The organism is Herbidospora yilanensis, assembly GCF_001570565.1.
Lineage (GTDB): Bacteria > Actinomycetota > Actinomycetes > Streptosporangiales > Streptosporangiaceae > Herbidospora > Herbidospora yilanensis.
Genome location: NZ_BBXE01000042.1, coordinates 1 through 20,480, shown reverse-complemented (window position 1 = coordinate 20,480; position 20,480 = coordinate 1). Strand labels below are relative to the sequence as shown.

The following is a 20,480-nucleotide window of genomic DNA, read 5'->3' as shown; positions in this document are numbered from 1 at the left end:
CCCATGGCCAGCGCCGAGGACCGCCAGCAGCTCAGCCTCCTGCCCGGTGCCGAGCACGAGACGCGGCCCGGCCTGGTGCGCGTGCTAACCCTCAACGTCCAGCACGCGAACCCCGCCCGCTCCCGACGGCAGGCCGACTGGCTGGCCGGACAGGACGCCGACGTGATCGTGCTGACCGAGGTCGCCCCGGGCGGGCACGCCATCACCCAGGCCCTGAGCGAGCACGGATTCTCCGTCCACGTAAGCGACGGCGGCCCCGACTATCTGACCCTCGTCGCCTCGCGCACCGGCAAGCAGGAATCCGTCACTTCCATCCAGGTGGAGCATCTTCCGCATCGCTGCGCCGCCGTCCGTCTCCACTTGGACGGGGATCACACCATCGGCGTGGTCGGGCTTTACGTGCCCTCCCGCGGCCCCAAAGACCGCCGCAACGAAGACAAGCGCGCCTTCCAGAACGCGGTAACCGCTCATCTGCCGAACCTGGCAGACGGCCTCGCCGTGAGCGGCCCGATCGTCATCGCCGGCGACCTCAACGTCCTGGAGCCGGGCCACCAGCCCCACCACAAGGTGTTCGGCACCTGGGAGTACGACTTCTACACCGCCTTCACCACCGCCGGGTACGCCGACGCCTTCCGGCACCTTCACCCGGACGCGGTCGATCACTCCTGGTACGGGCGACGCAGTGGCGACGGCTACCGCTTCGACCACATCTTCTGCTCACCCGTCGGCGCGGTGCTCGAATGCGGCTACCTCCACCAGCCCCGCACCTCAGGCCTCAGCGACCACGCGGCCATGACGGCCGTCATCAGCATCCCCGCCTAACCCCGGCTCCCCCGTAGCCCCGGCGTCCTGGACGCCGCAGGGCCATGCCGTCATCCCTTCTTTCCTTTCCGCGCGGAGGTCCGCATGCTCACCATCGGTGCCGATGCAAGCCTCGAACTGCTCCTGAACGCCATCGGCCGACTCACACCACTGACCGCCGACCAGCGCCAACTGCTGGCCGCGATCCCCCGTAGCCAGCCCAACGCCCTTCGCCGGGCGGTGACCGGCATCCTGCCCGCCCACGAAGTCGTCATCACCGGCACCCTGGAACGGCGGCTCCTCGCCCACGGCACCGACCAGCCAGGCCAGTGGTTCTTGGCCGATCTGTCCGGCCAGCCACACGAGACCCGATCCTGGCCCGCCTGGAGCATGGACAACATGCGCCTGCACACGCCCGGCGACTGGATCAGCCACGCCGACATCACCACGGACGCCGTGACCCGACTGACCCGGCCGCGCATCCTGCTCGCCGCGCTGTACCGGCCTGAGCACTTCCCACTGCCGCGCTTCCCTTTGGCCATCTCCGACCTGGCCCGCGCCGCCCGCTCCACCCTGTCAGGCCACGTCGAAATGATGGACATGCAGCTCGGCGTCACCCTGGACGACATCCTCACCGCTATCACCGTCCAGCAGCCGGACGTCCTCGGGATCTCGGCCACCTTCGGCCAGTACGACCTGATGACCCGCCTGCTCGACGAAGTCCAGGATCAGGTGCCGCTGATCCTGGCCGGCGGCAGCCTGACCGCCCGCAACGAGGCCCTGCTCCTGGAGCGTTACCCCCGTTTGCTCATCGCGCGCGGCGCCGGAGAACCGACCATCCGCGACGTCATCGCCCACTGGCACGGCGACCTGGCCCGCGACCAGATCCACGGCATCGGCTACGTCGGCGCGCCCCGAGGCGGAGCCGTCGCGATCGGCCGCCGCCGAACCCCGACTGTCTCCAACCGTAACGCCCAGGACTTCTTCCCCGAACTGGACCTACTGCAGGCAACCTTCGCCCACCAGGGCGTGGCCCAGCTGGAGACGACGCGGGGGTGTACCAGCACGTGCTCGTTCTGTCCGCGGGGTCACAAAGGTGTGTGGGCAGGAGGAGCGCCAGAGGAACTGCCGTGGATGCTCGGCGCCCTGAACGAGGAATTCGCTCGTCACCCGGAGATCTCCCGCACCCTCTACCTGGTCGACGAGGAAGCCATCGGCCGCGATGAGAACGCCGTCCCACGCATCCTTGCCATCGCCACCGAACTCGCCAAAGCCGGTTTCCGCTGGGAGACGTCCTGCCGTATCGACCAGGTCACCCACCTTGGCCGCGACCGTGCATGGCATGTGGAACGTGCCACGATGTGGCGGACCCTGCTGCGCGACGGACTGCGCCGCTGCCTGTTCGGGGTGGAGTCCGGCGTCACCTCGATCCTGGACCGCTTCCACAAGGAGACCACCGCAGAACAGAACGCCCTGGCCATCCGCACCCTGTCGGCGCTGGGCGTGCCGACCCGCTACACGTACATCACCTTCGACCACCTGATGACCGAAGAGGAACTGCTGGCCACGCACGCCTTCCAGGGGCGAACCGACCTGTTACTGCGCCCGCTCCCCCATCTGAGCGCCGAACAGATCGTCGACGGCGTCACCGACCCGGCCTTCGTCGCCGAGCACAGCACCGGCAAGCCCTTCTACACCGGCATCTCCTACATGCTCGTCTCGATGGAGTGCCTGATCGGTGCCCCTTACACCCGCAAGGCCGAGGCCGCCGGGCTGACCAGGGAGGTCCGCCCATCCATGGGCCGGGTCGACGCGGAGTTCGCCGACTGGCGCATCGGCGAGTGCTCCCACCGGGCGCAGCTGTGGGTAGACCGCAACTTCGCCCTGGACTACACGCTGAAGAGCCTGGAGAAGATCCTCGACGGAGAGCCGCAGCGACAGGTCCGCACAGCCAGAGCCGTCATCAAAGAAGCCGCGTTCTCGGTCCTCACCAGCATGATCGACCTGATCAGCCGAAACACCGAGCTCTCACAGCGCCCGCTGCTCACCGCCGGCCTGGACGCGATGCTCGACGAGCGACTGGCTGAACTCCGGCAGCGCATGGACTCGACGCTGCCGGGCGTGGTGGCGGCGCTCCCGCCGCAGGCGGCCAACCGGCTCGTCCACGAGTCCGGCCGATGGGCCGCTGACAGGTCGTGGGAGCTGATCAACGCCGCCGACCCATGCGGCACCTAACCGGCGGTCGGCTCGGTGATCGGCACCCAGTTGAACTCCGGGCAGAAACGCGCGTACGTGACGAGCTTCCAGCTCGCGTATTCCTCTGCCCTGCCCGCCCGGCGTAGCTGGTACTTGACCCAGGTGTGCGCGATCCGCTCCGCCTCGGTCATCTCGCTGTCGATCTGATCCAGCATCCGACACGCGACGGCGAAGTCCTCCTCCGTCAGCGCGGACAGGTCGATCTCGATGCCGTCGACGGCGAAGGCGAACACCAGCCGGGTGGTGTCGAAACGGGTCCGGCGCTCGTCCTTGAACACCACATGCGGGGCGAGCGCCGCCATGAGATCGTCTCGGCCGGCAATCGGGTATCCAATTCCGAGGTCAAGATCACTGCTCTCCAGGTTGAGCTGGATACCGAAGGAACCGACATCACGCGGTACACATCCAGTCCAGGATTCCACGAGCACTGACGCCTTGGCACGTACCTGCAGAAGCCTGGCATCCTCGGTCCTTCGCTCCCGCCAAAAGGACTCGGCGCGAGCGAACTCCGCTCCCGGAAACGCCTCGGGAACAGCCCATCCCGCAGCAACGACGGCATCCAGATCAAGCGCCGTTTCTTGCTCGTCCGGAGAGATCGTCTGGTCGGTCATCACTTCAGAGTATCCACACAGTCATCAACAGCCCCATCAGTATGCAGATCTGATAGTGGCTCCAAGTCCGCTCCGCTCCGGACCCACTGCACTGAACACGGCGATCGGTACGCCTGCGCCATCGTGCGAAGGATCATCAGTCGCAGCAGAGCAGCCAACCGACCATTACTCAAAGCGATATAACGATCACATAGACGGAGTTAATGTTAGGCATGGAGATTGGAGAGGAGTGGGCTTATCGCGAGCGGCCGAGGTCGCTGGGCGAGCCGGTGCACCGCGTCATCATCGTGAGAGTAAGGGATAGCGACGGCTCAATCAGGATCCGCCGGATGGACGGCGACGACTCCGGGCTACAGGAATGGGTCTCCCATACCACTCTGCTGGATCGCTGGGCCGCTATCGGACCGCGGCTCAACGACGAACAGCGGCTGTTGGCAGTTAGAGAGGCATCCGCTATAGCTGACGGCGCGGTGGAGTATGAAGCTGCGTTGCTCGTCGTGAAGAACTGCGGGCTTGGCCGGCGGCTGGTCCTCGGTCGAAGTAGGAGCGAGACCGGAGTCCTTCGGATCGACAACCCCACGAGTATGGCGGAACGCCTAGGACTCACCCCCGAAGAATTAGGAGACGACCCTCTGGCCTTCCGTGATCGCAGTGGGACGCTGATTAGTCCTTGGCAAGCGGCACGACGGTTGATGCCGACCATCGCCAACGTCTTCTGTAACGAGGTAATGGAGGCGATTCACAGCGAAGAAGCTGAACTCCGCGATGAGGCGCTCTATGGGATGTCCTATCGGCGGTCATGGCAGGATGCCCGTGAGGAACCCCGGTTCCGGCTGCGCGAACGCGAACCAGTCCATGCCTTGGTACGGCAGTGGTGCGGGGAGGAGACCGTTGCACGGTTCGATGAGCTGATCGCCTTGCGCAACGAAGTTTTACGGCTCGGCCATCTACTCGACCGGGCAATCGAGGCACTGCGCAAGCGCGGAGCTACGACTACCGCCGCCACCATTGAGAACGACCTGGGCGTCCCCATCGCCATGCTGATGGATAGAGAACGTCATACCTGACCTCAATTGGTTCTTCTGGTCGTGTTTCTCGTTCGCCTCGCTTTTCGTTTCGCAGGTAGCGGTGCAAGGTTTCCGCCGTCGGCTCGATGTCGAAGCTCACCTCGGTCAACACGCTCGGCGTGAGTAGGGGATCCATGTGATCAGCTTGGGCTCGCGCCCACGTCACCCATCGCGCGATCGTTGCCTCTTGTGCCGGCAGAGTCGCAGAAAGTGCCTCTAGTCTCAGGCAGAATTCGCGGATAGCCGCTGCACTAGCCCATCCTTCCAGTGCTTGCCCGAAAGCTCGCCGTCTATGCTCCTCCTGCGCCTGGTCGGCGGCTTGCGCAAGCTCCTTATCGCGCTCTTCTTGCCGCGCGGCCGCCTGTCGTTGCTGTTCCTCCTCCTGGCGTCGCCAGTTCTCATCGCGTTTTCGCTGAGCCTCTTCCCTCGCAAAACGCGCCTGCTGGTCAGCCTCCGAGAGTCGCTCGATCGCATTGACGACCGTTCGTATCTTGTCCTCCAAACGTGAACGCTTGTCGTCCGCCCAACACTGCAGACCGCTCCCGTCCCCCAGTTCAAGCCTGAGCCGACCTGACGGGACCTCGTCGTACTCAGGTGTAACCCGTTGCCAGGCGTAGAGCCTTCGGCTCCGGAGGTCCTCTTCGGTATAGACGCGAGGAATACGGTCGAGTTCCTCCTTGATGCTCAGCGCGTACTGGTGTCCACGCGCATGCGCGTGGAGGCCACGTGGTTTGCCCCGCCTAGATATGCCCACGCTATGACCGCGTTGCAGCAGACCCTCCGCCAATGCTCTTATCGCTTCCAGAGCGCGGCCGATCATGGCGTCGGTGACGTCAATCGAGCGACGGTCTTCTCGAAGCCAGTTCGCAAGCTCGTGAGGATCGGTGATCAGATCACGAGCGCTTAATCGGATGCGATTCCAGTCGGTCTCGTCGGGATGTGCTTCATTCTCCAGCCGGAGGATGAGATCTCCGCGGTCACGACCGGTATGGAGGAGACGGAAGCCTTCAGGGATCAACCCATGACGCTTGGCCGCGTCCAGGGCCCGTCGATGAAGCGCCCTAGTGGTCTTATCTGGGTCATGGACATGCACCGTCCCCCCTTCGTCCTGCAAGCGCTTGATCAATTCAGCCGCCAGGGCACGAGGCGTTTGCCGCTTGATGTCGGCAGTTCGTCTTCCGGTCTTGGAACTCACAGTGGGAGACGTCAGTGCCGCAGCGCCCTGGTAGTAGCCATTCGCGAGATAGAAGCGCCCTGCCTCGGTTACCTCAGCGATCCATATGCCGTCTGTCCGGGGGGTCGAAATCAACCCCCTGTCCCGGAGTGCGTAGACCGTACGAGCCAGATCACTGTCCTTGGCGGTGACCGACTCACCGTCCGCGATGCGGCGCAGGGTTGTCATCTGGCGCTCGTTCAGCTTTGCCCACCGACGCATATCACTAGATGACATCACACCGACACCGAAAGCAACCAGATGTGGTCCCGCTACCGACTCAGCCAACCGCAGCCCCCTTCGGATCAGCCGGGAGGAAGTGTCGGACTCGGCCGCCAGCCGCGCGGCTATCAGCAACTCCATGAACTCCGGAGCCAGTTCGGCTTTACGCCCGAGTCGATTACCGGCTACCCAGGGGAACTCCAGTCCTCCTTCGGCAAGCCTTCGAGCTCGCCACCAGTCAGACGGGGCTCACCATGCAAGACCTAGCCGATCAGCTCGCCTGGCCCACCTCACGGGTCCGTGAGTTTCCTGGCATGGCTGACCAACGCCCGGTTCTTCTCATCGTTCCGTAGTCACGAAAGGCGAGGCAACCGACTGAGGCGTCATCCTGCCGAAGATGCAATCCGCGTTCAGAGGGGTTTGGGATCGAGAGTCCAGAAATTGTCACACCCTCCGGGTAGAAATATAGGGTGACTTCCAGTAGCGGCAACCCCACCGAGGACGAGACCTGCGAGCGGTTCGTCCTGCCCGCTCTCATCCGGGCCGGTTGGAATGTAGAAGAGCAGGTCAAGAGCCGGTACCGGATCAATCGCGGCCGGATCCAGCCGACCGCCCGCCGCCACCATCAGCAGCGCCCGCTAATCGCCGATTACGTGCTGGAGTACTCCGACGGCCTGCCGCTCGCCGTCGTCGAGGCCAAACGCTCCCGCATTGATCCCGCTGAGGGTTTCGAGCAGGTCAAACGCTACGCCGAGCTGCTGGACGTCCCGTTCGCCTACTCAACGAACGGCACCCGCACCATCGAGGTCGACTACCGGACTGGCCTGATCTCGGAGATCTCGGAGTTCCCCACGCCGGAGCAGCTCTGGGCGCGGTACCGCGATGCCCGAGACCTCACCGACGAGGCTCATGCCGACTTGGCGTCCGCGCCGTTCATACTGACCCGCAACTGGGACGGCACTCCAAAGGACCCCCGCTACTACCAGCGCAACGCGATCAACCGAGCCGTGCAGGCCATCGCCAAGGGCCAACGACGGTTACTCCTAGTGCTGGCCACCGGCACGGGCAAGACCCTGGTCTCGGCGCAGATCGTCGCGAAGCTGTGGAACGCGAACTGGCCGGAGAAGGGGCGACGGCCCCGTGTCCTATATCTCGCCGACCGGAACATCCTCATCGACCAGCCCAAGGACGACTACTTCACCGAGATGTTCGGCGAGGCCGTCCACCGGCTCGGCCAGGGCATAGTGCAGAAGAGCCGCAACATCTACTTCGCGCTGTACCAGTCGCTGTCGCAGCCTGGCGGGGCGCAGGACTTGTACACGAAGTTCGAACGGGACTTCTTCGACCTCATCATCGTCGACGAGTGCCATCGGGGCAGCGCCTCGGAGGGTTCGCAGTGGCGCGAGATCCTGGACCACTTCGAGCCCGCCGTCCAGCTGGGTCTGACGGCCACGCCGATCAGCCGTAAGGACGTCGACACCTACCAATACTTTGACGACGCGATCTATGAGTACTCCCTCGCCCAGGGCATTCGCGACGGTTTCCTCGCCCCTTACCGGGTCCGCAACGTCCGGATCGATATTGACCTGTACGGCTGGCGGCCGGACGCAGGTCAGCTTGACATGTACGGCAGAGAAATCCCCGATGAGCTGTACGGGCCGAAGGACTTCGAGCGGCTCGTGGCGATCCTCGACCGCACCGACGAGGTAGCCCGCTACCTGACGGAGTATCTGCATAAGACCGGCCGAATGCACAAGACCATCGTGTTCTGCCAGACCAACGACCACGCGATGCGCATGGTCGAGGCGCTGACCCGCGCCAACGCCGACCTGTCACAGCGGTACGGCCACAAGTGGGTCTGCCGGATCACCGGAGACGACCACGAGGCCGGCCGAGAGCGTCTGGACGACTTCCGCTACGACGCCTCCGAGGTCCCGGTTATTGCGGTGACATCGCGGATGCTGTCGACGGGCGTCGACATCCCGGCCGTCCGCAACATCGTGTTGTTCCGGGTGATCCGCTCGATGCCGGAGTTCAAGCAGACGATCGGCCGCGGCACCCGCCTGTCGCCCGAGACAGGCAAGTTCGCGTTCGACATCATCGACTTCGTGGACGCGACCCGCCTGTTCTACGACCCCAAGTTCGATGGCCCGCCGCTCCGCCGGCTCCGCGACGAGGCAGACCCGGACGGCAGCTTCGTCACCTTCCCCGAGGACCTCGACATCGAGCCCGAACCGGACCCCGACGAGGCGGCCGAGCCCGAGGCTGAGTATGAAAGTCGCGACGGCGGCGACCTTCCACCGACGATCATCGACGGCGAGATGATCGACGATATCCGCGCCGAGGGCCGCACCCTTTACATAGACGACGTAGAGGTGAACATCCTCGGTTCGGCCGTCTACATCACCGAGACCGATGGAAAAGGCCTGCGACTGCGCCTTGTGCGGCTGGAGCAGTTCATCAAGGACAAACTGCACGAGCTCGATCTGTCCCCGAACCAACTGCTTACCCAGTGGGCGCACAGCCGGAGTCGTAAGGAGCTGCGGGAACGCCTAGAGGCCATCGGGATCAGCACCGCCGACCTCGGTGAACTGACGGGCCGTCCCGACGCCGACGCCATCGACCTGCTGATCTATCTCGGCTGGAACCTCCCCGTGCTGTCGCGCTCCGAACGCGCCCTCCGCTTCAAGCTCCAGCACCGTGAGTTCCTGGAGTCGTTCGCCCTCGAGGCCCGCGCGATCCTCGACCGCGTGCTGGCGCAGTACTCCGCGCATGACGAGAGTGAACTGGAAGTCCAGGCCATGGACTCCCCCGCCTACCAGGAGTTCGGCACGGTCGTCGAGATCGCGGAGCTCTTCGGCGACCGCTCCGGCGCCGGGCTGCGCACCGCCGTCGACCACCTGCGCACCCAGCTATACGAAGCCTCCTGAGTTCTAGTGGGGCGAACAAGACGATGGTCACATCGTGCACAAAACTAAAAGTGACTATAAGTTTCACCTAAGCTAACCTGGCTACCGTGAGGCAGCGGGAGGAAGAACCCCGGGCACGGCTCTGGCGCCGGGCCGCCCGTCAGCGCGGCTACTTCACGGCGGCCCAAGCACTGCTCGACGGCTACTCCTACCAGTCGCAGTACTTTCACGTCCGCCGGGGCAACTGGATGCGCATCGACAGAGGTCTGTATCGCTTCCGCGAGTACGCCGACTTCCCGGCCAGCGAGCTGGATCATCTGGCCCGCTGGTCGCTGTGGAGCTTGGACCGCGCGGTCTTCTCCCATGAGACGGCCTTGAGCGTCCACGGCCTCGCCCCAGTCGACCCGGCCGCCGTGCACATGACGGTTCCACCCGGCTTCCGCCAGCGGGATCCCGCCGTGCTCACCCACCGCGCCGACCTGTCGCTCGCCGACGTCGAACACCGCGACGGCTTCCGCGTGACATCCCTCGCCCGCACCCTCAGCGACCTGAACATCCAGCCGACGAACAAGGACCTCTGACGACCATGGCCCCACTCCCGAAGACGCAGGACACCACCTCCCGTGCACGTCTGTCGGCCGTCATCAAGTCAGCCCGCGACATCATGCGCAAGGACGCGGGCCTCAACGGCGACCTGGACCGCCTCCCCTTGCTGTCCTGGCTGCTGTTCCTGCGCTCCTTCGACGCGCTGGAAGCCGAACGCGAGGTGTTCGGTCAAGAACCGATCATCAAGCCGGATTACCAGTGGCGGGCCTGGGCCGACCGGGAAACCTTCACAGGTGCGGACCTGCTGATGTTCGTCAACACGGAACTCCTCCCGTACCTGGCAGATCTGAAGAGTGACGTGCCGGGGGATCCACGCAACGTCCTCGGCCAGGTATTCGCCGGCGTCCAGAACCGAATGCTGTCGGGCTACCTGTTCCGCGACCTGGTCAACCAGATCCGCGGCATCGACTTCAACAGCAGCGACGACATCCACACGATGGCGTTCCTGTACGAGGACCTGCTGAAGCAGATGCGCGACGCCGCGGGCGACTCCGGCGAGTTCTACACCCCGCGCCCCGTCATCCGCTTCATGGTCGAGCAGACCTTCCTCAAACTCGGCGAGTCGATCATGGACCCGGCGTGCGGTACCGGCGGCTTCCTCGTCGAGGCGTACACCGAATTGTTCCCGCAAGCCACCGGCAAGGTCCTCCAGCAGCAACTGTTCAACAACATCCGTGGCATCGAGAAGAAGCCCCTGCCGTTCCTGCTCTGCATGATGAACCTGACCTTGCACGGCATCCCCTCCCCGAAGGTTCTCCACGCCAACTCCCTCCGCGTGATGATTGACGAGAAGGGCCCCAGCTCCCAGGTCGACGTCATCCTCACCAACCCGCCCTTCGGCGGCGAGGAGGAGGACTCCATCGTCCAAGGTTTCCCAACCGCCTACCGGTCTCGTGAGACGGCCTGGCTCTTCCTTCACTCAGTCATCAAAAAGCTGGGGCATGGCGGACGCTGCGCCATCGTTCTCCCTCATAACGCGCTTTTCGGCGAGGGGCCCGGCGCGAAGGTACGCAAGCAGCTTTTGGAGGAGTGTGACCTCCATACCATCATCCGCCTCCCCCAAGGCGTTTTCGCTCCCTATACACCGATCCCAGCCAACCTCCTTTTCTTCGAGAAAACCGGCGCAACCAAGGAGACCTGGTATTACGAGATCATCCCACCGGAAGGTCGCAAGGGCTACGCCAAGACCAAGCCCATGCGCTATGAGGAATTCGAAGCTTGCGCCGCGTGGTGGGGTGGCCCCGAGCGCGCTAACCGGATACAAACGGATCGCGCATGGCGGGTTCCCGCCGCCGACATCATCAGCCAGAACTACAATCTCAACTTCGCCAACCCGACCGAGAAGGACGATCTGGCCCATCGCCCACCCGCCGAACTCCTCGGCAATCTGATCTCCGCCGAACACGAGATCCTCGCGCTCCTCACCTCGCTCGCGAAGGACGTGGAGGGATCAGCATGAACGCGTACCCGGAAGTCGCTCTCGGCACGTTCCTGCGACAAGAATCAGATATCGTATCCATCGACCCGGACGCCACCTACACGACGGCAGGCATCTACAGCTACGGGCGCGGGCTCTTCAAACGCCCGCCCATTGCTGGCTCCGAGACCAACTATCTCAAATACAACAGAATCCAGAAGGGGCAGTTCATCTATAGCAAGCTCTTCGGCTGGGAAGGCGCGCTCGCTACCGTGCCGGAAGAGTTCGACGGCCTGCATGTCTCTCACGAATTTCCGACTTTCCATATCGACGCCGCCGTCGCCGACCCCGGATACGTTGCCCACCTAACCACCTGGCCGGGCCTCCATGGCAAGCTCCGAGACCAGGGCACCGGCATGGGCTCACGCCGTCAACGAGTCAATATCGGCCGCCTTCTCTCCACAACCGTCCCCCTGCCAGAACTGGACGAGCAACGCCGCATCGCCTCGCGCCTCGACGCCGCCACCGCCAAGATAGAGAAGATCAGGCAGCTTAAGGAAACTGCCGAGGCCACTCGTCGCGCCCTCTTCAGCTCACTGATCACACGAGCAGGGGATCCTGCGCCGATGCGCGATTTCCTGATACCTATCAATGACTCCGTACCCGTCATGGCGGACACCCTCTATCAAACAGCTGGCATCTATAGCCACGGTCGCGGGATGTTCACTCGGCCACCAATCAAAGGTTCCGAGACAAAGTACGCTAGGTACAACCGCCTACGGGCGGGGCAGTTCGTCTACAGCAAGCTCTTTGGCTGGGAAGGCGCCCTCGCTATCGTTCCTGACGAGTTCGACGGGTTGCATGTCTCCCACGAATTCCCCACATTCGCCATCGACGCCGACGTAGCCGACCCCCGATATGTTAAGCACCTGGTTACGTGGCCTGCCCTTCATGCCGCGCTCCGCGACAAAACCACGGGCATGGGTTCCAGACGGCAGCGAGTCAGTCCAGAACGACTCCTTGCGACTGAGGTACCGCTTCCACCGATGCCAGAACAACGACGGCTCGCCGATGCGCTTGACTCACTGGCCAGTTGCCTTGCGGCGTCCGCGACACAAGATCGAGAGCTAAAGGCCCTTGGATCCGCTCTCCTGAACTATGCGTTCAACGGACGGTTGTGAGTGAGGGCGGGGCCTCAGGCCTCGCCCATCCCGTTAGTCAGAGCCGATTAGCGTAGCGTGTGGCGAAGATTGGGCGGGCATTGACGTTCGCGACGTTCAGAAATCGCTTGCCGGGGTTCATAGGCTCGCGGATCAAGATGCTGCTCCCTAGAGAGGCGAGTTCGACGCATTTGGCGGCTGAACCGCTGTGGCTGCTTGTGCCATTCCAGGTCTGCAACCTCGCGAGTCGCTCGTATTCCTTCTGTTTGAGCTTTATCCAAGTGACGGACTCGCGCTGTGGGCGGCACTCACCGAACGGGAGCGTGCGTGAGTCCGTCGGCGGAGCTCGCCGATGGCTCCCGCAGTGTGGGCTCGGTACGGGCGCGCGACGGGCACCTGGTGGGTCCGTCTGCCGGGCCCCTGGCGACTCGTCGAGGCCTGCGACCGGAAGGGCTCGTGCGAGCCGTCCCCACCGGTTATACCGGCACCGGTGGGATGATCACGGGATCCTGGCCCACGAAGTCTCGGTGACGATGACGTGGTCGAGCAGGCGGAGCCCGACCGTGGTCGCGGCGTCGCGGAGACGGGCGGTTACCCGGACGTCTGCCTCGCTTGGCTCCATCCGGCCGCTCGGATGGTTGTGCGCCACCGCGAAACGGACGCCGCCCAGCGCGAGGACCAGGCTCAGGACGTCACGGACCGGGATCAGGGTGCGATCCGCTGCGCCGGCGGTGAGCGTGGCGGTCTTCAGGATCCGGCCGCCGGCGTCGCAAACGACGACGACCGCCCTCTCGTGCCGGAGGCCTCGCAGCAGCGGTGCGGCGGCGACCGCTATGTCCTCGGTGGTCGTGATCCGGCCGAGGCGCGACGGCCCGGCCGCGCGTCGCGCCAGCTCGAACACCGCTGTCAGCCGGGCCGCCCTGGCCGGGCCGATCCCCGCCGACCGCTGGAGCGCGCCCGGATCGGCCATAGCCACCGCGGCCAGCCCGCCATGGTCGGCGAGCAGCCGGGACGCCAGCTCGATGACGTCCACACCGGGACGGCCCTCACCCAGCACCAGCGCCAGCAGCTCCCGGTCGGCGAGCGCACGCGGTCCGTGCTCGAGCAGCCGTTCCCTGGGCCGGTCGGCCTCCGGCAGATCTTTGACGCGCATTGGACACACCTCCCGCCATCAGGAGACCATCCAGCACTGACAGAACGTGGCCGTCCACAGTAGCCCGGACCTCAGTCGTCGGTGTCCTCGTCCACGACCTCGACCTCGTTCGCGAGCCGCCGGCTCTCCTCGTCGAGCTCCGCAGGCGCGGCCTCCGTCGCCAGCCCGCGCTGGATGAGGTCCCTCGCCCACTCCAGCAAGGTCTCCGACCGGGCGGCGACGAACGCCTTGTAGTCGCCGCGCATGGCCGCGTCGAAAGCGGGCGCGGAGACGAGGCATGTGTCGAGCCGGTCGCGGATCGTCCGTTCGTCGCTGAAGTCGATTTCGGCCTTCAGATAGGCGGACGGCGGCAGGTCGGAGAACTTCTGGTTGCTGATCGCGGTCAGCATGACGATGTTCGCGAGGAGTTGGCCTGCTCGAACCTGATGCCGTCGCGCAGGAGGGCCGCTTTGGGGAAGAAGTGGTGGAACTGCAGGTAGTTATCCCCGGCGAGGGTCTTCCCCACGTCAATGGCCGCCCCGGTGATCAGGTCTAGGGGGCCTCGTGCCGCGAGCATGAGCGCGAACATCTTCTGCGGCGCGGTACCCCGATCGTACTTGCCTGCCCACAGCCGCGTGCTGGGTGGCGGGACGTCTACCTCGATGCCCTTGGTCTCGCCCTTCGCGAACGCCGTCACCGCTGCGAGGTCCGCCGCCATCTTCCGGGGATTCCAGCCGTCGTAATAGCCGCCGAGGGTCGTCCGCCAGAACCAGCTGCGGAGCTGGGCGAACTGCTTGCCGTTCGGCCTCGGGATCTGCCGGAAGATCTCGATGACGACGGCGAGTTGGTTGGCGTGGGGAAGCGCGGCGGCCGTCGGAGTGCCGATCTCGGTGGTGAGGAAGTCCACGGCCTTCTTCGCGGCCTCCTCGGTCTCCTCGATGGCGGCCAGAAGACGCTCATGGCCCACGGACGGCAGTTGCTCCATGTCGGACTTGGCGAACCCGAGCCCGGCCGCCGCCGAGATCGCGCGGAGCAGCAGCATCTGGTCGATCAAGCCATAGTTCTTGGCTGCAAGCACATCGCGGACGCCGTCGATGGCGTCGAGGAGATCGAAGTCGCTGCGCCAGGTCACCGCGCGGATGACCTGGACCGCCGTCAGTGGTGTGCCGCGCGTGTTGACCCGTTCGAAAATCCGGCCGACCTCAGTTATCGAGGCCGTCTTCAGCGTCACGACCGAGGTCTCGTAGTTCGCGAAGTTGTCGAACAGTTGCTTCGCCGCCCCCTCGAACTCCTCAGGAAGCCGTTTCGAAGCCCACTTGGCGTACTCGTAGGGCTGGGCGAGCAGCCTCAACGGAATCTGGTGCGCGGGCGGCTCGTCGAAGTCCTTCCGATGCGCGAAACGCTCCTCCCCGAAGTCGTAGACTAGGTTCCAGAGACTTTTCGGATCACCCTTCGGCTCCCAGTACAGCGCCCCGCAGAGAGTCGACAGACGCTGGCAGCCGTCGAGCAGATAGGCAGTGCGTTCACGGTCCGGCGCCTGGTCGATCTCGATGCCCGCGATGTCGTGGTCGCTCGCCAGCCGCAAATCGCTGTCCCACAGCAGCAGGCTCCCGATCGGATAATTCCGTGAGATCGAGTCGAGCAGATCGAGGACTTGGGGGCCCTTCCACACGAACTGCCGCTGGAACTTCGGAAGCCTGATCTCCCCCGCTCTGACCCGCGACGCGAGCTCGGTGATCTTCTCTAACTGGGGGCGGTGAGCGCGCTCATGGGGGATCGGCGACATACCCCAAGATTTTCACGAACGTCCCACCGCTGTCACCCAAAGCACCAGCAGGGCGACCCGTCCGGCTTTGCCGGGACCGTCAGAGCCTCCACTGATCCCGGACCGCTTCACTACGACCGGATGCCCAGCCGCTGGGAATGCCGGCCGCTACACCTCCGCCGTCTGTGTCTGCCCATCTGGAACCAGATCAACGACAGATTGACCGGTTCGTCCTTCACACCTCATCCTCCACGAGTTGCGATCGACAATCGGGTTCACGCACTCCTGTTAGATCCAGCAGTGAGGGCCGATTCGATCAAAGCTGAGTACCGTACGTGGCAGTCGTTGACGAGATCAGGCAAGCGGATCAAGGTCCCTTCCTCTTGCCGGTAGACCCTGTGGGGCTCAAAAATTGGAGTCGAGGCTTGACCTGCTGATTCGCGGCGTCAGCTGGCGAGCTGGTACTCGTTGATGAGCCCCCCCAAGGATCGTTTTGCGATGGACTCGGTGGTTGGCCAGGTCGATCATGGTTGGCGGACCGGCATCGGCTTGCGATGGAGACAATTGTCCGATGCTGCGGTGAGGCCGGGTCGTGTTGTAGTGCTGCAGGTAGCGGGTGAGTGTCCGGCGTAGATGGCACTCGTTGAGGATGAGCATGCGGTCGAGCAACTCGCGGCGTAAGGTGCCGATGATCCTTTCGCAGTGAGCGTTCGCTTTCGGGGCCTGCGGTGGACTCGTGAGGATCCGGAGGCCGGCGTCGGCGAACACCGCGTCGAAGGAACTGGTGAACTGGCCTGCACGATCACGGATCAGGAACTTCAGCTTCGTGGAGTCGATGTCGGAGTCCATGAGGAAGTTGCGGGCGGCTTGGGCGGTCCATTGGCCGGTGGGGTTTGTGGTGACGCCGAGAAGGTGGGTGCGGCGGCTGCCGTGTTCGAGCATGACCAGGGCATAGAGGCGTTGGATGTGGACGGTGTCCACGTGCAGGAAGTCGACCGCGACGATGTGCTGGCCTGGGCGGTCAGGAACTGTTTCCACGTCGGGCCGTCGCGGCGCGGGGCGGGATCGATCCCGGCCCGGTTCAGGATGTTCCAGACGGTAGAAGCGGCGATCTTATGGCCGAGGCGGGTCAGCTCACCGTGAATGCGCCGGTGACCCCATCCTGGGTTCTCCGTGGCCATGCGCAGGATGAGGGCCTTGACCGCGGCTGCGGTGGGTGGGCGGCCGGGACGGCGATGCCGACTGTAGTCCCACTTCCTCGTGACGAGTTTGCGGTGCCAGGCCAGCAGGGTGGACGGCGTGATCGGGAAGATCTTCTCCCATTGGGGGCGGGGTATCAGGTGCGAGAGCGCCGCAAACCACAGGCGGTCGGCTGGTTCGTACCGCACGCGTGGGACCTGGTGGCGCAGGACCGCGTTCTGATGCCGAAGCACCAGCAATTCCGCCTCCTTGGATGCGTCGCACCGTAACAGCAGGGCGGGCAAAGACAGCAGGCGCCGGGCGACGGCGTACACCGTAGACAAGATCACAAAAGATGATCCCAGATAACCCGAACCAGCCACTGCAACTCTCAACCCGTCCGTCCCCGGACGATGAGCTCTGCGCTGGAATTGAATCGAGTTCTTAAGCCCTACAGGCCAGGACCTGGAGATCTGTCAGCACAGCGCCCCCGTCATGATCTTGTCGCACCACAGCAGTGCTTGAACTTACGCCCCGACCGCATCCCGCAGGGGCAGGGAGCGTTCCGGCCGGGCCGCACCACCGTGAGCGAGACGACTCCGCCCACGACCCTGCCCAGCGCGATGGCCTTCATAAGATAGGACGGGTCGTCGGCCGCCATGCCCTGGAGATTCCGGCCCACGATGAGGGTCAGCGTGTCGGCCGCCTCCTGATACCACTCGGGGAAGAAGTCGAGAGGCATGCGCGGCAGCAGCTCGCCCGCGTTGACGGTGATCGTGAGGAGGTTGCTTTCCAGCCGGGCCCGCACCTCACCACCGCGGGCATCGGGAAGGGCCAGCGACGGGCTTCCCTCCACCTCCCCCACGATCGGGCAGGCGAAGCCCAGGTCACGGAAGGCCTGGAGGATCACGTCGTTGATCTGCCCGTCTGGTCCCGCACGCCAGCCGTTCTGGCAATCGATGATCACGCCGGCTCTGGCTGGACCGAAGATCATGCATTCCGCCTCCAGGACCTCCTTCGGCCTCTCGGCGACCACGGCCGTCATCTCGATCACTTTGGACGAGGCGCAGTGCGGGTGGGCCAACCGCAGCGTGATCACGCTCTCGCGCTGGTCGCGGACCACGAGCAGTTCCGCCGCGCCTGTCTCGTCGACCACAAGATCGCAGATCAGGCACAGCTGCCGAGAGTGTTCAAAGTGCGTCATCAGTGCCTCGACCGTGAGGTGCGACAGCTCCTGGCGAACGGCTTCGGAAACGGTGATCTTCCGCCGGTCTGCGACCTGAGCGTGGTCGCCGACCTCCTGCGTGGGGCCCCTATCTCCGAGCCGCGCGCCGAGCGACTCCCCTACTCTCGGGTCGAGCACGACGCCCTCTCCGAGGATGTCGGCGAACGTGAGGCCCTCAGGGGCGGTCCCGGCGAGCTCCACGAGCTCCAGATAGGCCGTTCCCGCCGCCGACCAGTTCCCGAGTTCCTGGTGCAGGGCGAAGCCCTCGCGTGCGCGAGCACGGGCCACCTCGATGGCACCTGCGGCTCGGTGGCAACGCGCCAAGCCGAGCAGGGCGGTCGCGCGCAACGATCGGTCGCCGGCCCGGTCGATGACCGTCAGGGCCTGCTGAAGTTCGGCGGTCGCCGCGTCGGTGTCACCGCTCTCCGAGTGGTGCAGCCCGACGTTCACGCGCAGGGCGGCTTCCAGCTCGTGCATTCCGAGTTCCCCGGCCAGCGGAAGCAGCGTGGCCACGCTGGCGAGTGCGGCGGTCGCCTCCGCTTCGTCGCCGTCGAGCCCGCATACCGCCGCCATGCTCTTGGCCGTCAGCAGAACACGAATGTCTTTGCGTGCCGCCGCGATGTCGGCTGCCTTCGCGTATTCCGCCAGCGCGGAGAGTCGTTCTCCGCTGCGGGCGTGAAGGGATGCACGGGCCATCGTGCAGTGCAGCAGGTCGGCCTGATCACCCGATCTGCCGCACAGTTCGAGTGCCTTCGTGATGGCGGAAACGGCCTCTCGGTGAAGACCCCGGCGCGAATAGAGGATGGCCAGCGCTTTCCACGCCCGGGTCTTGGACTCATCGGTCACGTGCTCCGATGGCGCCGAGAGAACCGCATCGAGGATCCGGGCACCCCGCAGCCAGTCTTCTCCCGTGACCAGCGTCTCGCTAAGCGCGACCTTGGCCTGCCACAACGACTCCTTGTCGTCGGTGGTCTCCAGCAGGCGTATCGCCTCAGACAGGAGATCGACCCGTTCTGTGACCAACCCTCGATGCGACAGATGATCGGCTCGTTGTCGCAGGATCCTGGCGATCAGGACCGGGTTGCCGAGGTGCCGCGCCATGGCGTCGGCATCGGCGAAAAGAACATCCGCCTCCTGGATGTTGCCCATGCTCCCGTAGTGGAAAGCCACCTCGGAAAGCGCCAGCGCGGCATGCTGGTAATCGCCAATCCCCTCCGCCAGTTCGGCGCACTCCAGCAGACAATCGAGGGCCTCGCCGGTTCCGGCCCTTCCGACGGCCTTCCCGAGGAGGAACAGAGCCAGCACCTGCCCCTGCACGTCGCCCAGGTCCCGATAGATGGCCAGCGCGTTTTCCCCGGGATCATCCGGGGTCGACGGCGGCCTCATGTCGCCGGGGACGGCGGCGAGCTCTAGGAGCGCCCGCGCCTCCCATTCGCGGCTGCCCACCGCGCGGGCCCGGTCGATGTCGAGCAGCGCTTCATGTGCCGACTCGGGGGCCGGCCTGTTGCTGGGGTTCGGGCCGCCTCGGGACGCCGACAGCCTCGCGCCGTTGCGCAGATACTGCCCGGCCCGGCGACCCCGCCCGAGGGCCAGATGTGCGCCGCCGAGCAACTCCAGGACCCGGGCCAGCGTCTGGTGGTCTCCGCTGAGCCGCCAGAAGCGCAGTCCGAAACGGAGGAGGGGGATAGCCTCACGGGTGCGCCCCCGGTTGAGGAGGAACGTCCCCATGGAGAGCAAAGCGGTGTAGGCAAGCTCGGGCATCCGGGCCCCGCGCGCCGTCTCGGCGGCCCGCCGGAACAGCTCGGTGGCGTCTTCGCCACCACTGAGGTGACTGGCGGCGGTGCCCCTGTTGTGGAGGGCGATGGCGACCCAGTCGGGCCGGTCGGCGAGCTCGCCCGCCTCCAGCGCATAGCGGTTGATCCGGTCGAATTCCAGCCAGTGACCTCCCAGCGTCAAGGAGGGCAGGAGACCGGAGACCAATCGCAGGAGCGGTTCCCAGATCTGGAGCTCCCGAGCCCGTTCGACCAGGGCAATCGCACCCGGACGATCGGCGTGCAAGGTCTGCAACGCCATCGCGTTGGATGGTGCCGGGACTCGCGCTTCCGCGTCAAGGAAGCCGATCGATTCGGTCGTCGCCTCGGCCCGCAGGGCCATCACGTCGCACGACCGGGCGATTACCGCGTCGCGGGTGCCGGGTTCGACCGCCGCCGAGGTGTGCCGCGCATAGCGGTGGAGGATCTCGTGAAAGAGGTAACGGTCGTCGTCGACCTGTTCGATGAGGCTGAGCTCGAACAGGGAGTCGAGCAGGTCCCCGACGGCCTCGATGTCGGCTTCGCCGATCTCGGTCAAGGGGGCGACGGCCGCCGCCGCGATGTCGGGGGTGACGGACATGCGCGGCAGCACGCCGAGCCGGACGAACAGCTCCCGCTGCTCGGGGCCGAGGGCGGCGAAGCTCCGGGCCAGGATCGGCTCCAGTGCGGTCTGGCCGGCCCGGAGCGCCTTGATGCCCCGATCGGCGCTGTCGATGTCGGCGATGTAGCGGTCGGCATGCGCCTTCGGGCGGCTCGCCAGGTGAGCGGCAGCGATGCTCAGCGCCTGCGGATGCCCGCCGCAGGCCGCCACGAGCCGCCCGATCTGCTCCTCGGTCAGCCGGGGCGGCCCGGCGACCGCGCTGACGAGTTCCGCACCCTGCGGCTCCTCCAGCGGCCCGAGCTCCAGAAACCGCACCGTTCCCGTCAGGCCGCTCAGCTTGGAGCGGCTGGTGCAGACCAGCGCAAACGGCCCGTCGAACGCGAGGATCTCGCGGAGCGACTCCTCGGACCCCACGTCGTCGATCAGCAAGAGCACCCGGCTCCGAGCCAGCGTGCCCGCCAGCAGGTGCGCCTGCTCTGCCCGGCCGTCGGGCAGGGACGCGCCG

At 65.3% G+C, this 20,480-nt stretch carries 14 protein-coding genes; 7 read left to right on the top strand and 7 right to left on the bottom strand.

Annotation, left to right across the window (positions count from 1 at the left end):
* The first annotated feature begins 3 nt into the window (after positions 1 to 3).
* Positions 4 to 822 (top strand): endonuclease/exonuclease/phosphatase family protein, encoded by an 819-nt coding sequence (locus AW273_RS31380; protein WP_062356226.1) that lies wholly within the window; start codon positions 4 to 6, stop codon positions 820 to 822.
* A gap of 84 nt (positions 823 to 906) precedes the next feature.
* Positions 907 to 3,036 (top strand): B12-binding domain-containing radical SAM protein, encoded by a 2,130-nt coding sequence (locus AW273_RS31375; RefSeq protein ID WP_198168457.1) that lies wholly within the window; start codon positions 907 to 909, stop codon positions 3,034 to 3,036.
* Here the strand turns inward: AW273_RS31375 and AW273_RS31370 are convergent.
* Positions 3,033 to 3,668: a hypothetical protein gene (locus AW273_RS31370; protein ID WP_062356379.1), complete on the bottom strand. Its 636-nt coding sequence runs from the start codon at positions 3,666 to 3,668 to the stop codon at positions 3,033 to 3,035. The two genes, AW273_RS31375 and AW273_RS31370, sit on opposite strands and share 4 nt — an antisense overlap.
* 212 nt (positions 3,669 to 3,880) lie before the next feature.
* On the opposite strand from AW273_RS31370, the gene AW273_RS31365 reads away from it, so the two are divergent.
* Positions 3,881 to 4,735 carry a hypothetical protein gene (locus tag AW273_RS31365; RefSeq protein WP_157556370.1) on the top strand — a complete coding sequence of 285 codons (855 nt, stop codon included), beginning with the start codon at positions 3,881 to 3,883 and terminating at the stop codon, positions 4,733 to 4,735.
* Here the strand turns inward: AW273_RS31365 and AW273_RS37605 are convergent.
* Positions 4,662 to 6,311 carry a hypothetical protein gene (locus AW273_RS37605; RefSeq protein WP_157556368.1) on the bottom strand — a complete coding sequence of 550 codons (1,650 nt, stop codon included), beginning with the start codon at positions 6,309 to 6,311 and terminating at the stop codon, positions 4,662 to 4,664. The two genes, AW273_RS31365 and AW273_RS37605, sit on opposite strands and share 74 nt — an antisense overlap.
* Before the next feature lie 329 nt (positions 6,312 to 6,640).
* Between AW273_RS37605 and hsdR the strand changes: the two genes are divergently transcribed.
* The 4 genes from hsdR to AW273_RS31335 all read left to right on the top strand — a co-directional run bounded on the left by hsdR (position 6,641) and on the right by AW273_RS31335 (position 12,283).
* The gene (gene hsdR / locus AW273_RS31350) at positions 6,641 to 9,100 is read left to right on the top strand and encodes an EcoAI/FtnUII family type I restriction enzme subunit R (RefSeq protein WP_062356216.1); all 2,460 of its coding nucleotides are present in this window, start codon (positions 6,641 to 6,643) and stop codon (positions 9,098 to 9,100) included.
* An 86-nt stretch (positions 9,101 to 9,186) separates the two neighbouring features.
* Positions 9,187 to 9,660 carry a type IV toxin-antitoxin system AbiEi family antitoxin domain-containing protein gene (locus AW273_RS31345; RefSeq protein ID WP_062356213.1) on the top strand — a complete coding sequence of 158 codons (474 nt, stop codon included), beginning with the start codon at positions 9,187 to 9,189 and terminating at the stop codon, positions 9,658 to 9,660.
* A 5-nt stretch (positions 9,661 to 9,665) separates the two neighbouring features.
* Positions 9,666 to 11,144 (top strand): HsdM family class I SAM-dependent methyltransferase, encoded by a 1,479-nt coding sequence (locus tag AW273_RS31340; protein ID WP_062356211.1) that lies wholly within the window; start codon positions 9,666 to 9,668, stop codon positions 11,142 to 11,144.
* Positions 11,141 to 12,283, top strand: a complete 1,143-nt coding sequence (locus AW273_RS31335; RefSeq protein WP_062356208.1) for a restriction endonuclease subunit S — start codon at positions 11,141 to 11,143, stop codon at positions 12,281 to 12,283. The genes AW273_RS31340 and AW273_RS31335 overlap by 4 nt, the downstream gene beginning before the upstream one ends.
* A gap of 478 nt (positions 12,284 to 12,761) precedes the next feature.
* On the opposite strand, the gene AW273_RS31330 is transcribed toward AW273_RS31335, so the two are convergent.
* From AW273_RS31330 to AW273_RS31310, 5 genes are all read right to left on the bottom strand, one after another.
* Positions 12,762 to 13,415 carry a JAB domain-containing protein gene (locus AW273_RS31330; protein WP_062356205.1) on the bottom strand — a complete coding sequence of 218 codons (654 nt, stop codon included), beginning with the start codon at positions 13,413 to 13,415 and terminating at the stop codon, positions 12,762 to 12,764.
* 71 nt (positions 13,416 to 13,486) lie between these two features.
* The gene (locus AW273_RS31325; protein ID WP_062356203.1) at positions 13,487 to 13,804 is read right to left on the bottom strand and encodes a hypothetical protein; all 318 of its coding nucleotides are present in this window, start codon (positions 13,802 to 13,804) and stop codon (positions 13,487 to 13,489) included.
* Positions 13,798 to 15,180 carry a DUF262 domain-containing protein gene (locus AW273_RS31320; protein WP_062356200.1) on the bottom strand — a complete coding sequence of 461 codons (1,383 nt, stop codon included), beginning with the start codon at positions 15,178 to 15,180 and terminating at the stop codon, positions 13,798 to 13,800. Before AW273_RS31320 ends, AW273_RS31325 begins: the two co-directional genes overlap by 7 nt.
* Positions 15,181 to 15,564: 384 nt before the next feature.
* Positions 15,565 to 16,140, bottom strand: coding sequence for an integrase core domain-containing protein (locus AW273_RS38220; RefSeq protein ID WP_198168456.1), 576 nt, complete (start codon positions 16,138 to 16,140; stop codon positions 15,565 to 15,567).
* A gap of 691 nt (positions 16,141 to 16,831) precedes the next feature.
* The gene (locus AW273_RS31310) at positions 16,832 to 20,404 is read right to left on the bottom strand and encodes a tetratricopeptide repeat protein (protein ID WP_157556366.1); all 3,573 of its coding nucleotides are present in this window, start codon (positions 20,402 to 20,404) and stop codon (positions 16,832 to 16,834) included.
* Positions 20,405 to 20,480: the final 76 nt, after the last annotated feature.

Coding starts and splice junctions, on each gene's coding strand:
- AW273_RS31380 (WP_062356226.1), top strand. CDS start 4: ATGGCCAGCGCCGAGGACCGCCAGCAGCTCAGCCTCCTGCCCGGTGCC.
- AW273_RS31375 (WP_198168457.1), top strand. CDS start 907: ATGCTCACCATCGGTGCCGATGCAAGCCTCGAACTGCTCCTGAACGCC.
- AW273_RS31370 (WP_062356379.1), bottom strand. CDS start 3,668: ATGACCGACCAGACGATCTCTCCGGACGAGCAAGAAACGGCGCTTGAT.
- AW273_RS31365 (WP_157556370.1), top strand. CDS start 3,881: ATGGAGATTGGAGAGGAGTGGGCTTATCGCGAGCGGCCGAGGTCGCTG.
- AW273_RS37605 (WP_157556368.1), bottom strand. CDS start 6,311: ATGGAGTTGCTGATAGCCGCGCGGCTGGCGGCCGAGTCCGACACTTCC.
- AW273_RS31340 (WP_062356211.1), top strand. CDS start 9,666: ATGGCCCCACTCCCGAAGACGCAGGACACCACCTCCCGTGCACGTCTG.
- AW273_RS31335 (WP_062356208.1), top strand. CDS start 11,141: ATGAACGCGTACCCGGAAGTCGCTCTCGGCACGTTCCTGCGACAAGAA.
- AW273_RS31330 (WP_062356205.1), bottom strand. CDS start 13,415: ATGCGCGTCAAAGATCTGCCGGAGGCCGACCGGCCCAGGGAACGGCTG.
- AW273_RS31325 (WP_062356203.1), bottom strand. CDS start 13,804: ATGCTGACCGCGATCAGCAACCAGAAGTTCTCCGACCTGCCGCCGTCC.
- AW273_RS31320 (WP_062356200.1), bottom strand. CDS start 15,180: ATGTCGCCGATCCCCCATGAGCGCGCTCACCGCCCCCAGTTAGAGAAG.